Raw genomic sequence first — 14,873 nt, forward strand, 5'->3', positions numbered from 1 at the left:
ATGAAACGCTGAGCTGGCTGGACCAGCAATGATACTGATGAGCAGGGATAGGGCGGAGATACGAGATATGACAAAGACAATTAACGAACGGTATCACGGTTCACTGACCGCCCTGATAACCCCGATGAAGAAGGATGGCACTCTTGATGAACAGGCCGCTACCCGGCTGATTGAGCGTCAGATCAAGGGTGGCACGACGGGCCTGATTCCGTCAGGTACAACAGGGGAGAGCCCGACCCTTTCTCACGAGGAACATGGTCGTGTCGTGGAGCATTGTGTTGAGGTGGCGGCTGGCCGTGCGCTGGTGATGGCCGGTGCTGGCTCCAACAGCACGCATGAGGCGGTTGGTATGGCCCGTCATGCTCACAAGGTGGGAGCTGATGCTCTGCTGGTGGTGGTGCCTTACTACAATAAACCGACACAGGAAGGGCTGTACCGTCACTTCATGACGGTAGCAGATGCAACACCGCTGCCGCTCTGGCTGTACTGCATTCCGGGCCGTTCCGTTGTGGACCTGACACCGGAGACGCTGGGTCGTCTGGCAAAGCATCCGAACATTGTCGGCACGAAGGATGCCACAGCCAACCTGACACGCCCGATTGCCGTGCGCCGGGAAGCTGGTGCTGAGTTCAACCAGCTTTCTGGTGAAGATGGGACGATTCTGTCCTTTCTGGCAGCGGGCGGGCATGGCTGCATCAGCGTGACCTCCAATGTGGTTCCAGACCTTTGCTCCCAGCTGCATCGCCTGTGGCGGGAAGGAAAGGTTCAGGAGGCCATTGCGCTTCAGGACAAGCTGACGCCGCTGCATGATGCGCTTTTTGCTGAGACAAGCCCGGCCCCGGCCAAATACGCCATGTCCCGTCTTGGCCTATGCGAGTCTACGCTGCGCCTGCCCATGGTGGAGATTACCGAAGCGACAAAGAAGCGTGTGGATGCAGCTCTGCATTCACTTGGGCTTTTGGATTAAGACGGTCATTATGGCTGCCAGCAAGAAAAAGACAAAAGGCGGGCTGATTTCTCACGGCATTGCCGCACAGAATCGCAAGGCCCGCTTCAACTACTCCATTTTGGAGACGGTAGAGGCTGGGCTCGTGCTTAAGGGGCCTGAGGTTAAGAGTCTCCGCATGGGCCGTGCGACTTTGAGCGAGGCCTACGCTATCGAACGAGATGGCGAGCTGTGGCTTCTGAACTCTTACATCCCTGAATATCAGGGGGGTGTTCTATCCCGCTTTGATACACGGGCCCCTCGTAAGCTTCTGCTGCATCGCAAGCAGTTGGCCAAATATATCGGGGAAATCACGAAGGCAGGGGCTTCCCTTGTACCGCTGGACATTCATTTCAATGCCCGTGGTGTGGCCAAAGTAACGCTCGGTCTTGGTAAGGGGCGTAAGAAAGAAGATAAGCGGCACGCTATTGCAGATCGTGACTGGCAGCGTGACAAGGCTCGTCTGCTTCGTAATAAAGGGCGTGGCGATTATTAAGTCGTGAGGAAGGCGGGGGCTTTCTGTAGTCTCCTGCTTCAGCTTGGAACGGTACATTCATGAAAAACCCCCATGATCCGGAAAAGATCATGGGGGTTTTTCGTCAGATAGGACTGAAGCCTATCTTATTCGGCGGTGATTTCCACAGCCTCAGGTCCTTTGTGACCCTGAACGACCTTCATGCCGATGGGCTGACCATCAGACAGGCCATGCAGGCCAGAACGCTCCAGAGCAGAAGCGTGGACGAACACGTCCTTGCCGCCATTCTCCGGCGTGACAAAGCCAAAACCCTTGGTGGTGTTGTACCACTTGACGATACCACGCACGTCTTCGGCCTGAGACAGGTCTGGAGCTGGATGGAAGCGTTCCTGGCGCATGGGAGCAGCAGGGCGGCGGGGAGCTTCTGCCGTGGCTGTGCTGGCATCGACAGAAAGCACTTCAGCAACCTGGCGGCCCTTAGGGCCCTGACCAACACGGACGACAACAGTCGTACCCGGAGCAGGCTCAGTATGGCCAAGGGTGCTCAGCGTATTAGCGTGCAGGAACACATCACCGCTACCATCGCTCAGGCCCACGAAGCCGAAGCCACGTTCGGTATTGAACCATTTGACGGTCCCGGTGATTTCCGGGCCGGTAGGGGTGATCTGCGGGCCACCACGGCCACCACCACGGCGGGGGGCGCCACCACCAAAGCCGCCACCACGCGGGGCATCGTAACTGCCGCGATCATCGAAGTAAGAAGGCTGGGTCATGAAATCGCGGTCAAAGCCGCCGCGGCGGGAGGAAAAGGAGCTGCGGTCGGATCTATTATTTCTCAAGGGTCTCGTCCCGTACTGGGGTCATCAGGGAGGAGGACGGGCACAGCCGCCTCCTCAGAGTCGTAAAACTGGAATCATGCTCTGCATGTTCCGTTTCCAACGGTAGCATGTTTTTTCAGTTTCACCACAAGGAAAAAAACAAAAACCCAATTATTTTTTTCAATCGTTATTAGAAATGCTTTTTTAGAAAAGGGTTACCTCATATTTAAGAGTGTCCTGAATATAATAAAGGTTTTCCAGTTAATTTATCTTAACAAATAATTCATTTCCTTCGCCACTACTCAGCCAGAGGCAAGCAGCCTGCCGGGCGTGGCACGGTCAAACAAATGGAGAAGGTCCTGAAGGGCCAGCCCCCTTGGGCTTTGCAGGTCCGGGTCCCGGGTCAGTTCCCGTTGACTGTCCTGTCGCATGGCCGTCAGGAGCAGGGACAGGCGGGTCGGGTCGGCCAGACGGAATCCCGGCAGGCCAGACTGACGGTTGCCCGTAAGATCGCCTCCCCCACGGATGCGGAAATCTTCATCGGCAATCAGGAAGCCATCCTCCGTATCCCGCAGAAGATGAAGGCGCCGTTGGGCTGTGAAGCTGGTCCCTTCACTATGCAGCAGCAGGCAGAAGGATTTCTGCGCCCCCCGGCCGACACGGCCACGAAGCTGGTGCAGCTGGGCAAGGCCGAAGCGTTCAGCCTGCTCGATGACCATGATGGTGGCGTTAGGAATATCCACCCCCACCTCAATCACGGTCGTGGCGACCAGCAGGCGGGTCTGGCCTTTCTGGAAGGCCGTCAGGGCATTTTGTCTCGTGTCGATGTCCTGCCTGCCGTGGGCGAGGCCGATGATGGGGCCGAAACGCTTCGTCAGCTCGGCCCAGCGTTCTTCTGCCGCCGCGGTACTCTGGGTCTCGCTTTCTTCAATGAGCGGGCAGACCCAGAATATCTGTTTTCCCTGATCCAGTGCCCGTTTTATCCCGGCGAAAATGTCATCCAGCTTGCCCATATTATGCACGGTTGTATGAATCGGCTGGCGTCCGGCTGGTTTGCTGTCCAGCCGACTGACACCCATTTCGCCCCATTCTGTCAGTTGCAGGGTGCGGGGGATGGGCGTGGCCGTCATGACGAGGAGGTCCGTGGAATGGCCTTTGCTGGCCAGCCTCATGCGCTGTTCCACACCAAAACGGTGCTGTTCATCAATGACAGCAAGCCCAAGATCAGCAAAGGTGACACCATCCTGAAAGAGCGCATGGGTGCCGATGGCGATTTTTGCATGGCCGTCCGCCAGCTTTGCCAGCGCAATCCGCCGTGCTTTTCCCTTGACGGAACCGCTGAGGAAAATAAACGGTACGGGGCAGAGGGCCTCGAACGTGCTGGCGTGCTGCTGGGCAAGGATTTCCGTGGGGGCCATGAAGGCGGCCTGCGTGCCAGCCTCCACCGCCTGAAGCATGGCCATCATGGCGACGAGGGTTTTCCCGGCTCCGACATCTCCTTGTAGCAGGCGCATCATGGGGGCGGGACGTTCCATATCTGCGGCTATTTCAGCCATGACACGCTGTTGCGCCGGGGTGGGTGTATGGCCGAAACGTTCAAGCAGGGTGCGGCGCAGGGAACCATCACCTTTCAGGGGGCGTCCCGTGCGGGTTCTGGCCTGCATCCGGGCCAGCCCGAGGCAGAGCTGATCGGCCAGCACTTCATCCGCCGCCAGTCGGGCACGGGCACGTTCCAGAACAGGGGTAGGGTCCTTATCTGCGGGCAGGCTTTCGGGGGAATGCATCAGTCCCAGTGCGGTGGCGAAGTCGGGCCAGTCCCGCTGCTTCACAAGGGGCGGGTCCAGCCATTCCGGGAGATCAGAAGGGATGAGCGACATGGCCGTCCGTATGGCCCGCCGTACGGTGGAGGGAAACAGGCCTGCCGTAAGGGGCCATACCGGTTCCAGCCACGGGAAGTTTTCTTTTTTCTCCCATGCCATGATGTGATCGGGACGGGAGAGGATCAGTCGGTCATGATAATGGCCAACTTTGCCCGATACGAGAATTTCCGCCCCTTCTGGTGGAAGATAGAGCCGTCCCTTCTGGAAGAAGGTGATTTCCAGCGTGCCCGTGCTGTCTCTGGTGGTCAGGATGGTGGGCTGGGAGGAGCGGGTCGGGCGGCGTATGCCGGTGACCCGGACATGGCTTGTCAGGATATCACCTGCCAGCAGTTTCCGCCCCTCGGCAATGGTCATGAGCTGGCGGCGGTCGATCAGCTTTTCTGGTAAGGTAAAGAGCAGATCAATGACCCGTTTTCCCCCGCTGATTTTGCCCAGCATGCTCGCATGGCGTGTGCCTATCCCCGGCAGGCTGCTGATGGGGGCCAGAAGCGGGGCAATCCGTGCAGAAGGGGGAGCTAGGGGCATGGCATCAGGGGCGGGGAGGCTTCCGGGCTGACAGGGGGCTTAGGGAGAGGTATAGGGTAGCAGAACCGGCTGATAATAAAAATGTCCTTATCATTGAGTGGAGAGCCTGCGCTGATGCCTGCTGATCGTCCCGCCATTGCGTCCTTTGGTCCGACAGTCTGGGGGGTGCCCGATGGTGCTGTGGCGTTTCTGCTTCGTCAGAGGCTGTCCGAACATAAAGGCACGCTCGTGCATGTGGCGCATGATGATGCCGCCCTTGCGTCTTTGGCAGACATGCTGGGCTGGCTGGTGCCGGAAGTCTCCGTCCTGCGCTTCCCGGCATGGGACTGCCTGCCTTATGACCGTATTTCCCCCAACCCTTCCATCGTGGCCGAGCGGGCTGCCACGCTGAGCCATCTTCTGGAGCCACGGCCTGAAACGGGGCGCATCGTCCTGACGACCGTTCATGCCATGCTTCAGCGTGTGCCGCCCCGTAAGGCTTTTGCAGGCCAGACCATTCATGTGAAGGTCGGTGACACGCTGGATGCGGCAAAGCTGGCAGAGCGGCTCATCAGCAATGGGTACAGCCGTGTGGATACGGTGATGGAACGTGGCGAATTCGCCATGCGGGGCAGCATTTTCGATCTCTATCCCGCTGATGCCGGTGAGCCTGTCCGGTTGGACCTGTTCGGGGATGAGGTGGACAATATCCGCAGTTTTGATGCCGCTACCCAGCGTTCCACGGATAAGCGGGCCGGGTTCAGCCTGACACCGGTTTCGGAATATGCGCTGGATCAGTCCAGTCTGAGCCGTTTCCAGGCGGGATGGCGGGATGTATTCGGTGTCGGGGCGATGGAGGATGTACTCTACCGTCAGCTTCTGGAAGGGCGCAGGGCCAGCGGAGCGGAACATTACCTTCCGCTGTTCCATGATGGTGACGGACAGCATATGGAGACCCTGCTGGATTATCTGCCGGATGCCGCCCTGAGTTTTGAGCGGGATACGCCGGACATCCTGACGGCACGGCTGGACATGATCGCCGATCATTATCAGGCTCGCTGCGCTGCGGGGCATGAGGGAGAGCTGCCCTATCGACCTCTGCCACCGCACAGGCTCTATCTGAACCGTCATGGCTGGGATGGGATGTTGAAAGGCCATCCGACAGTTCTTCTCTCTCCTTTTGCTCAGCCTGACGGTGCGGAAGGCGTGGATGCCGGGTACAGGCCGGGGCCGGTCTTTGCCAGCATGGGCGGTGCAGGGCGGGAAGGGGTCTTCCAGCAGTTTTCCACTCATGTGCAGGACTGGGCGAAGCAGGGGCGGCGGACGTATCTGACGGCTTGGAGCAATGGCTCCCGGGAGCGTATCAGTACCCTGCTGCGGGATCATGACATTCCCTGCGAAAGCTTCGATGACTGGGCACAGGCGGCGGGCATGGCCCGTGGGGCTGTCGGGCTTGTCGTGCTGGGTATGGAGCGGGGCTTCACCGGGGAGCGTCTGGCCTTTGTGTCCGAGCAGGATTTGCTGGGGGAACGTCTGGCCCGTCCGCCCCGGCGCAGGCGCAAGGGAAATGATTTCATCACGCAGATTGGCGAGATTTCCGAGGGTGATCTTGTCGTGCATGAGGAATATGGCATTGGTCGTTATGTCGGGTTGGAGACCGTGCGGGAAGGGCGTGTGGCTCATGACTACCTCTCCATCCTTTATGATGGGGAGCAGCGTCTTCTCCTGCCCGTGGAGAATATTGATCTGCTAAGCCGTTTCGGGTCCGAGCAGGGAACCGTGCCGCTGGACCGTCTTGGTGGCAGCTCGTGGCAGGCCCGCAAGGCGAAGATGAAGACCCGCCTGCGGGAAATGGCGGGTGAGCTGATCCGCACGGCAGCTGCCCGTGCCATGAAGGAAGCTCCCATCATGGCTCCGGCAGAAGGGATGTGGGATGAATTCTGCGCCCGTTTCCCCTTCATGGAGACAGAAGACCAGTCACGGGCCATTGCGGACGTTCTGGAGGACCTGAGCAGCGGGAAACCGATGGATCGGCTCGTCTGTGGGGATGTGGGTTTCGGCAAGACGGAGGTGGCCCTGCGGGCGGCCTTCGTAGCAGCCCTGTCCGGGATGCAGGTGGCAGTCGTGGTTCCTACGACCCTGCTGGCCCGGCAGCATTACATTGGCTTCAAAAAGCGGTTTGAGGGGCTGCCCGTGAAGGTGGAGCAGCTTTCCCGCATGGTCACGGCCAAGGAAGCCACGAAGGTGCGGGACGGTCTGGCCGATGGAACGGTGGATATTGTCATCGGGACCCATGCGCTGCTTTCCAAAGCCGTATCGTTCGAGCGACTGGGAATGCTCATCATTGATGAGGAACAGCATTTTGGTGTCTCTCATAAGGAGAAGCTGAAGGCCCTGCGGGAAGACGTGCATGTGCTGACGCTCTCCGCCACGCCTCTGCCACGGACGCTCCAGCTTTCTCTTTCCGGCGTGCGGGAAATGAGCCTGATTGCTACCCCGCCAACGGATCGTCTGTCCGTACGCACCTTCATCACGCCTTTTGATCGGGTGATGATTCATGAGGCCATCCAGCGGGAACGCTTCCGGGGTGGGCAGGTCTTCTGCGTGGTGCCCCGACTGACGGACATGCGGCATATGGCCGACCGGCTGCGGGAGATCGTGCCTGATGCCCGCATTACTGAGGCTCATGGCCGTCTCACCCCTACCGAGCTGGAAACGGTGATGACGGAGTTCTCGGAAGGGAAATATGACATTCTGCTTTCCACCAACATCGTGGAGAGCGGGCTGGACATGCCCCGGGTCAATACGATCATCATTCATCGGGCGGACATGTTTGGTCTTGGGCAGCTTTACCAGCTGCGGGGCCGTGTGGGGCGGGCCAAGCAGCGGGGCTATGCCTATCTGACATGGCCGCAGACGCATGTTCTGTCCGCTTCTTCCGTCAAGCGTCTGGAGATCATGCAGACTCTGGATTCCCTTGGGGCGGGCTTCACGCTGGCATCCCATGACCTTGACCTGCGAGGGGCTGGGAATCTTCTGGGTGATGAGCAGTCCGGTCATATCAAGGAAGTCGGCATCGAGCTGTATCAGCAGATGCTTCAGGATGCCGTGACGGACCTGCGCCGGATGCGGAATGAGAGCGAGGAGGAAGATACAGGATGGACACCGAACATCATTCTCGGTCTGCCCGTTCTGGTTCCAGAGGATTATGTGAAGGACCTTCCTGTCCGTCTTGGTCTGTATCGCCGCATTGCCGCCCTGAAGGATGAGGCGGACGTGGACGCCATGCGGGTCGAGCTGGTGGATCGTTTCGGGCCCTTGCCGCAGGAAGTGAGCAACCTTCTGGATGTGGTGATGATCAAGAAGCTCTGTCGTGAGACGGGCGTGGAACGGCTGGAAGCTGGCCCGAAAGGCATGGTGCTTCAGTTCCGCAAGAACAGGTTCGGCAATCCGGATGGCCTGATCCGCTGGGCCGCCCGGAATGAAAAAGCCGGTGTAAAGATACGGCCTGACCACAAGCTGGCCATGGTGCGGGAAATGACCAATGCCGTGCGGATCAGCATGGCCCGGAAGATTCTGGCCTCCCTGACCAAACTGCTGGATAAGGTCCGCACGGCAGAAACAGCCTGAGCCTGTAGGGGATTAGGCCTGTGTGACAAGGAACGGATCGGAGGCTGAGCCGAACAGCTCATAGTGGATCTGTTCCTTGGGGATGCCCTGATCTCGTAAGGCCTGAATCACGGTGGTCATGAACTCTGTCGGGCCACAGATGTAGAAATCGGCTTCCCTATCATCATGGTTTTTCAGCCACGAGGAGGTAAGGCGCCCGGTATGGAAGTTGATGCCCTGTGTGCGGGGCGGCAAGGTGTTCATCTGGCTGTAAAAGATGTCGGCCGTGATGAGACCTCTGGCAGCGAGGTCATGGGTTCTGATGGCGAATATTTCGCTCTCTGGCGTTTTCGTATTGTGGATGAGATGGATGGACGGGCGGGAGCTGTCTGCCGTCACGGTGTCCAACATGGACATGATAGGCGTGATGCCGGAACCTGCCGTAATGAAGACCAGTGGTCGCCGGGCCGGGGTATGCAGTGTGAAATCACCTGCTGGAGCGGAAACATCCAGCACATCACCTTCCCGAGCATGGTCGTGGAACCAGTTGGAAACAACACCTTTATCCTGGCGTCTGATGGTAATGCGGTACTGAGCATCAGACGGAGCAGAGGAAATGCTGTAATTGCGCCGTTCTGTTCCTGTGCCGGGAATGGTCAGTTTGAAGCTGAGATACTGGCCCGGATGGTGCTTCATAACGGACTGGCCATCTACGGGGCTGAGGGTGAAAGATACCGTATCAGCCGTTTCTTCATGGCGATTGCTGATGCGAAAAGCCCGCCAGCCTGTCCAGCCGCCTTTTTCTGCGGCATGGGCACTGTAAATCTGCTGTTCCCGGTTGATAAGCACATCAGCGAGAAAGCCATAGGCTTCCTTCCATGCGTTCATGATGTCGGGTGTGGCCTGATCGCCCAGAACGTGCGCAATGGCGCCAAGCAGGGCCGTGCCGACATGGGGATAATGTTCTGGCAGGATGTTCAGCCCGACATGTTTTTCCGCAATACGTTCGATCATGTCCTTCAGAGCTGTGGGGTCGTCAATATGACGGGCATAGGCGAGGACAGCAAACGCCAGCGCCTTGGGCTGATCGCCATTTTTCTGATGGGACATGTTGAAAAGGTCACGAATATTTTCGTTATCCAGAAGGCGGCGATACATCTCTTTGGTGATGTCGAGACCGTGCGCCTCCAGAGCGGGAATACAGGCTTTGACAATGCTGCGTGTTTGAGGGGAGAGGGGCATGGGATGTATCCTTAAAAGATATATAAAAAATACATCTTTAAAATAGACCCACATATCTTCCTGTCAAGGCGGAGACCGTGTGCACGGAAAAGAGTTGGCAGCTGTCATCTTTCTGTTAGGTTTGATGCAGGAGCCACTGCCATCATTTCTTCTGCTTTTCATGCAGTCTCGGAGTGACGCCGGAACATGGAAAAACACGCCCGGAAGGAGCTCCCAGAATGCGGCTGACCCTTTATACCGATTACGCTTTCAGGTCCCTGATCTATCTGGAAACCCAGAAGGAGCGTCTGGTCTCCATTGGCGAGATTGCCCGTGTTTATGGGATTTCAGAGAATCATCTGGTCAAGGTGGTGCATCGGCTGGGGCGGCATGGCTTTATCAAGACGCTGCGTGGCCGTAATGGCGGGCTGCGTCTGGGGCGGAATGCCGAGGACATCTATCTGGGGGATATTGTCCGTTGCACGGAGGATGACCTCGCCCTTGTGGGCTGCATGCGCAAGGATGAGGGGGCTTCAGGCTGCATTCTGGTAGGAGGCTGCCGCCTGAAGCAGACCCTGCTGAAGGCCCGTTTTGCTTTCATGAACGTGCTGGATGAAGTCACGCTGGCTGATGTCACCGCCCCGCATGAACGGAAAGTTCTGATGCAGGCGGTGCAGGAGCTTATGAGCGAGACGGATCAGTAGGCTGCTTCAGCCGGGCCAGTGCCTGAATTTTCGCCAGTTGGCGTCTGTCTGCTGGTAGGCGAAACCGGCGCATGTATCCAGAATCTGCTCGACATGCAGATGAGGGATGAACATCACGCCTGAATCAGACAGGAACGTGCTGATCCCGCTGAAAGGAATGGCCTGTTCTTTCAGCTGCCGGGCAATCCAGCTCATTGTACCGACAACCATGGCACCGGGGCCGGTCGAGACCCAGACATTTTCAAAATAGCCGGTTTCCAGAACATGCCGGACCCGCTGGAACATGGTCTGCATGATGTGCTGCATGAGCGGATTGCCCGCCTCATAGATGAGCACATCATTATCAAGACACCATGGTTGCCCGACAGAATAGGGCAGAAGGGTTCTGAAATGGCTCCCTCTGGTAATGTCCGTCAGCGGAGCACGGCTTACCACATCGGCATCAATATAGATGCCGCCTTTGACATGCAGATAGCAGAGCCGCCAGAAGTCCGACCGCATGGCCGGGTGCGGGCAGGCATCATAAAGGGCAGTAATCTCCTGTCCGTAATGCGCATTGATGAATGCTCTGGCAGATTCATCACATTCCAGATGATAAGAAAAACCGGGATTATCCCGCTGGATACCCGCCATGGCCGTACGGATATCCTCTGGCGGGGTAGGATTGTCCCAGAACTGCACGATGTGCCTCGGAATGCCACGAGGGAAATCCTGCGGAACACAGCGGGACAGGAGAGGGAACAGGCGCTTCTCTATCCCAAGGGTGAGCAGGTTGAAGCAGGCATCCTGACGGCCTGTCAGCGCATCACTGAACAGTTCCTGAAAGGGAGCCGGATAATCGGCGAAGTCACGATTCACCACGGAACCCCGTAGCGATGACATAGAGCTCGCTCGATTCCTTGCGGGATGCCGGTGGCTTGACGTGTTTGACGACCGTAAAATTGCGCTTCATCAGGTCCAGCATGTCTTTCTCGGAGCCCCCCTGAAAGACCTTGGCAATGAAGGCACCGTCCTCGGCGAGAATTTTCAGGGCGAAATCAAGGGCATTCTCGGCAAGGGCCATGATGCGGATATGGTCCGTTGCGGCATGGCCGGTCGTGTTCGGTGCCATGTCGGACATGACGAGGTCTGCCTTGCCGCCCAGCATGGACTCAAGCCGTTCAGGCATGTCGGCTTCCATGAAGTCGCCTTCAATAATTTCTGCCCCCGGCACCGGGTCCACGGGCAGAAGGTCCACGCCGATTACTGTAGCGGCACCACGCTTGACGGCAATCTGCGCCCATCCTCCCGGTGCGGCGCCAAGGTCCACGACCCTGCTGCCGGGTTTGATGAAGTGGAAGCGGTCATCCATCTCCAGCAGCTTGAAGGCAGCCCGTGACCGCCACCCCTGTTGCCGTGCGGCAGAGACATAGGGGTCATTGAGCTGCCTATTGAGCCAGCGCTGCTGCGCTGGTGTACGTCCCCGTGCCTTGCGGAGCTTGACGGTCTGTGTTCGCAGGGTCTGCGATGTGGCGGCATCATCGGCTGTGTCCCGTGTACCGGGCGTGCGGGAATGACGCAGCGGCTTGCCGGGAATGCGTGGGGCCGTTGTACCGCTTTTGGAACGGCGGGAGGAAGGAGGCGTGTGTTTCGGACTCATGGCGCAAAAGATAAGCGTTAACCAGCCGTCTGCAAAGCCTGTCTTTTGTCTGGATGTGGCTGTTTGGTGCGTTTCTGTTGCTGTCTGGTCTTCTTTCCTTGTAAGGGGCGGGAAAGAGATGAGCATGAAGGCTCAGTTTAGACGAACGGGACAGCTTTTGAGACAGTTTTACGCAGCTTTTGTTTTGGCCGCTCTGGCCCTGTGTGTCGGTGCCGCTCTGGGATATGGGCATACGCCCAGCCTGTATGGTGCCCTTATGGGGCTGGAAAGTGTGGCTATCCTGGCCCTGATGGAAACGGCTGAATCCATGGATAATGCCATTGTTGACTATGGCATTCTCAAGACCATGTCGCCCCGCTGGCAGAAGCGTTACATCAGCTGGGGGATGCCGGTTTCCGTGCTGGGGATGCGGTTCCTGTTCCCTGTGCTGCTGGTGGCTCTGGTGGCGGGGCTGTCGCCATGGCAGGCGGCTCGGCTCGCCATTATGGAGCCGCAGCGTTATGCCGCCATCATGCTGGGTGCAAAAGACATGATCTCTGCCTTTGGTGGGGCGTTTCTTCTGCTGATTGCGCTGAATTATTTTCTGGATGATGACAAGACTCATCATTGGCTCTCATGGCTGGAGCGACCGGCGGCCCGTCTGGGGGGCGTGTCGGCCCTGCCAGTTGGGCTGACGCTGGCCGTCCTCATGTTTGTCAGCCGCCTGATGGGGAAGGGCCATGACCCGATGGCCTTCCTGTTCTGGGGCTGTGGTGGGGTGGCGGCCTATATTCTGGGTAAGGAAACGCTGGTCTGGCTGATCGGTGAGCCGGGCGCCTCCCGCATGGCCGCAGGTGGCGGGCTTTTGACCTTCCTGTATCTGGAGTTCATTGATGCCAGCTTCTCATTTGATGGCGTCATTTCGGCCTTTGCCATCACGACTGATCCGGTTGTCATTGCGCTTGGGCTGGGCGTAGGGGCGATGTTTGTCCGTTCCATGACGCTTTCCATGCTGAAGACCAATGCTCTGGCTGAATATGTCTATGTGGAACATGGGGCATTTTACACCATCTTCATCCTGTCCCTGCTGATGCTGGTCAGTGTGCTGGTAGAGGTACCGGAGTGGGTAACGGGGCTTGTTGGTATCCTGCTGATTGGTGGGGCGTTTCTGGCCAGTGCGCTCCGGCGTCCAGTAAAATAAGGAAAAATTTCTTTATTCCCCTTGCGCTGTAAGGGGAATGAGGCTAGAACCCCCTCAGCAAACGCCGCTTGGGAGATAGTTTAGCGGTAGAACTACCGGCTCTGACCCGGTCAGCCCTGGTTCGAATCCAGGTCTCCCAGCCATTTTCATGGTGAGTTTGCACAAGGGGGAAGCCCCACCGCTTGGGAGATAGTTTAGCGGTAGAACTACCGGCTCTGACCCGGTCAGCCCTGGTTCGAATCCAGGTCTCCCAGCCATTTTCTAAACAAAATATTAAGCTACTGCCCGCATATGTTCGGCATGGATTTGCGTGGTTCGCTGCATCGCTGTAAGCAGGGAACTCCCTGACCAAGGCTGAAATGTGGTGAGACTGTGGCTGTAAAAATTTCTTCCGATCTGATCGCACGTTATGGCGGCAACCTGCCACGCTATACCAGCTATCCAACAGCGGTCAGCTTTTCGGAAGCCATAGGGCCGCAGGAGGTAGCAGGCTGGTTGAAAGCGCTGCCACCGGAGCAGTCCGTTTCACTCTATTTCCATATTCCTTTCTGTGATGAGCTGTGCCGCTTTTGTGCCTGCAATACGGCTGTCATGAGGCAGGAGGAGGGGCGGGAAGCCTATGGTGAGCTGCTTCTGGATGAAATGCGTCGTATCGTGGCTCTGGTCGGGCGGGGGCGCGTGGTTCGGCATCTTCATTTTGGGGGTGGTACGCCGACAACATTGCCAGAATTTGCCCTGCGGAAGGTGATGGCTGCCGTGCGGGAACAGTTCCAACTTTCCGATGATGCGGAAGTGGCGATGGAAATGGACCCTCGCCATGTGCCGGATGGTATGCTGCCCCTTCTGGCAGAGCTTGGTTTTAACCGCATCAGCTTCGGTGTGCAGGATTTGAACCCTATCGTGCAGGAGACATGTGGGCGTGTTCAGTCTTATGAGCAGACCTTGTCCTGCGTTCAGCAGGCTCATGCGGCGGGTGTGCATGGGGTGAATATCGACCTTATCTACGGCCTTCCTTATCAGACGGTTGAGAGTGTTCAGGACACGGCTCGGCGCATTGCGGGGATGAGGCCGGATCGTCTGGCTGTCTTTGGCTATGCTCACGTGCCGTGGAAGCAGAAACGCCAGCAGCTTATTCCGCAGGATTCCCTGCCTTCATCCGAGGAGCGGGTGCAACAAGCTGCCATGATCGATCAGGTGCTGGTGGAGGCGGGCTATAAGCCCATCGGGCTGGATCACTACGCCCATTCCGAAGATGCTATGACCCATGCCTATGAGGCTGGTACGCTGCATCGTAATTTTCAGGGCTATACGATTGATTCATCACCCGTTCTGATAGGGATGGGGGCTTCGGCTATTTCCATGACGCCTGATGGTTTTTATCAGAATATCCCTTCCACAGCGGCCTATATCCGGGCCTTGAAGGAGCAGGATGGTCTTCCCATTGCGCGTGGCGTGTTCCGAACAGAGGATGACCGTTGGCGGGGGAAGGTGATTGAGATCATCATGTGTCAGTCTGGCGTGGATCTGACGCCTTATATTCCAGAAGGGCAGAGTCTGAGAGAGGCTTTTGCTGAGGAACTGGAAGCTTTGCGATCTTTTGAAGAAGATGGGTTGCTCCAGTGGAATGGTAACAGGGTGAGTCTGACAGAGAAGGGGAAGCCTTTCCTGCGGCATCTGGCGGCTGTGTTCGATACACGGCGTAAGGAGCTGGCTGCCGGAAGTAATGGCAAGCCTGCGCCCCGTTTCTCGTCATCCCTGTAAGAGGACGCACCACGGGTCTGATTTCCTTTGCCTATATATGCAGAGTGCGTTATGAAACCCTGCCAACAGCTTAATGATCCGGTTATCGGGGATTAGG

Annotated in this window: 11 protein-coding genes and 2 tRNA genes; 8 read left to right on the plus strand and 5 right to left on the minus strand. The window is 57.7% G+C overall.

Features of this window, described 5'->3' with window-relative positions:
• Nucleotides 1-67: 67 nt before the first annotated feature.
• Together dapA and smpB are read left to right on the plus strand one after the other, a co-directional pair.
• Nucleotides 68-967: a 4-hydroxy-tetrahydrodipicolinate synthase gene (gene dapA, locus NQF86_RS02375; protein WP_266116001.1), complete on the plus strand. Its 900-nt coding sequence runs from the start codon at nt 68-70 to the stop codon at nt 965-967.
• A gap of 10 nt (nt 968-977) precedes the next feature.
• Nucleotides 978-1,481, plus strand: a complete 504-nt coding sequence (smpB, locus tag NQF86_RS02380) for an SsrA-binding protein SmpB (RefSeq protein WP_266116002.1) — start codon at nt 978-980, stop codon at nt 1,479-1,481.
• Nucleotides 1,482-1,606: 125 nt separating this feature from the next.
• Here the strand turns inward: smpB and NQF86_RS09125 are convergent, their stop codons facing one another.
• Both NQF86_RS09125 and recG read right to left on the minus strand, forming a co-directional pair.
• Nucleotides 1,607-2,299 (minus strand): cold-shock protein, encoded by a 693-nt coding sequence (locus NQF86_RS09125; RefSeq protein WP_323670739.1) that lies wholly within the window; start codon nt 2,297-2,299, stop codon nt 1,607-1,609.
• Nucleotides 2,300-2,580: 281 nt separating this feature from the next.
• Nucleotides 2,581-4,683: an ATP-dependent DNA helicase RecG gene (recG, locus tag NQF86_RS02395; RefSeq protein WP_266116003.1), complete on the minus strand. Its 2,103-nt coding sequence runs from the start codon at nt 4,681-4,683 to the stop codon at nt 2,581-2,583.
• A gap of 114 nt (nt 4,684-4,797) precedes the next feature.
• Between recG and mfd the strand changes: the two genes are divergently transcribed.
• Nucleotides 4,798-8,292, plus strand: coding sequence for a transcription-repair coupling factor (mfd, locus tag NQF86_RS02400; protein ID WP_266116004.1), 3,495 nt, complete (start codon nt 4,798-4,800; stop codon nt 8,290-8,292).
• Nucleotides 8,293-8,304: 12 nt separating this feature from the next.
• On the opposite strand, the gene hmpA is transcribed toward mfd, so the two are convergent.
• Nucleotides 8,305-9,513, minus strand: a complete 1,209-nt coding sequence (hmpA, locus tag NQF86_RS02405; protein ID WP_266116005.1) for an NO-inducible flavohemoprotein — start codon at nt 9,511-9,513, stop codon at nt 8,305-8,307.
• 218 nt (nt 9,514-9,731) lie between these two features.
• Between hmpA and NQF86_RS02410 the strand changes: the two genes are divergently transcribed.
• Complete coding sequence (locus NQF86_RS02410; protein ID WP_266116006.1) at nt 9,732-10,196, plus strand: RrF2 family transcriptional regulator; 465 nt, start codon at nt 9,732-9,734, stop codon at nt 10,194-10,196.
• 6 nt (nt 10,197-10,202) lie between these two features.
• Here NQF86_RS02410 and NQF86_RS02415 read toward each other — a convergent pair whose 3' ends face one another.
• Together NQF86_RS02415 and NQF86_RS02420 are read right to left on the minus strand one after the other, a co-directional pair.
• Nucleotides 10,203-11,078, minus strand: a complete 876-nt coding sequence (locus tag NQF86_RS02415) for a glycosyltransferase family 32 protein (RefSeq protein WP_266116007.1) — start codon at nt 11,076-11,078, stop codon at nt 10,203-10,205.
• Nucleotides 11,044-11,835 carry an RlmE family RNA methyltransferase gene (locus NQF86_RS02420; RefSeq protein WP_266116008.1) on the minus strand — a complete coding sequence of 264 codons (792 nt, stop codon included), beginning with the start codon at nt 11,833-11,835 and terminating at the stop codon, nt 11,044-11,046. The genes NQF86_RS02415 and NQF86_RS02420 overlap by 35 nt, the downstream gene beginning before the upstream one ends.
• A 124-nt stretch (nt 11,836-11,959) precedes the next feature.
• Between NQF86_RS02420 and NQF86_RS02425 the strand changes: the two genes are divergently transcribed.
• From NQF86_RS02425 to hemN, 4 genes are all read left to right on the plus strand, one after another.
• A complete protein-coding gene (locus tag NQF86_RS02425) occupies nt 11,960-13,015 on the plus strand; it encodes a DUF475 domain-containing protein (RefSeq protein ID WP_266116009.1) in 1,056 nt (351 codons plus the stop codon).
• Nucleotides 13,016-13,084: 69 nt separating this feature from the next.
• Nucleotides 13,085-13,158, plus strand: a tRNA-Gln gene (locus NQF86_RS02430).
• Nucleotides 13,159-13,198: 40 nt separating this feature from the next.
• Nucleotides 13,199-13,272 (plus strand) — tRNA-Gln (locus NQF86_RS02435).
• A 115-nt stretch (nt 13,273-13,387) separates the two neighbouring features.
• On the plus strand, nt 13,388-14,776 hold the full coding sequence (gene hemN, locus NQF86_RS02440) for an oxygen-independent coproporphyrinogen III oxidase (RefSeq protein ID WP_266116010.1): 1,389 nt from the start codon (nt 13,388-13,390) through the stop codon (nt 14,774-14,776).
• The last annotated feature ends 97 nt before the right edge of the window (nt 14,777-14,873 follow it).

Origin of the sequence: Bombella pluederhausensis (assembly GCF_026385525.1) — a bacterium.
GTDB lineage: Bacteria > Pseudomonadota > Alphaproteobacteria > Acetobacterales > Acetobacteraceae > Bombella > Bombella pluederhausensis.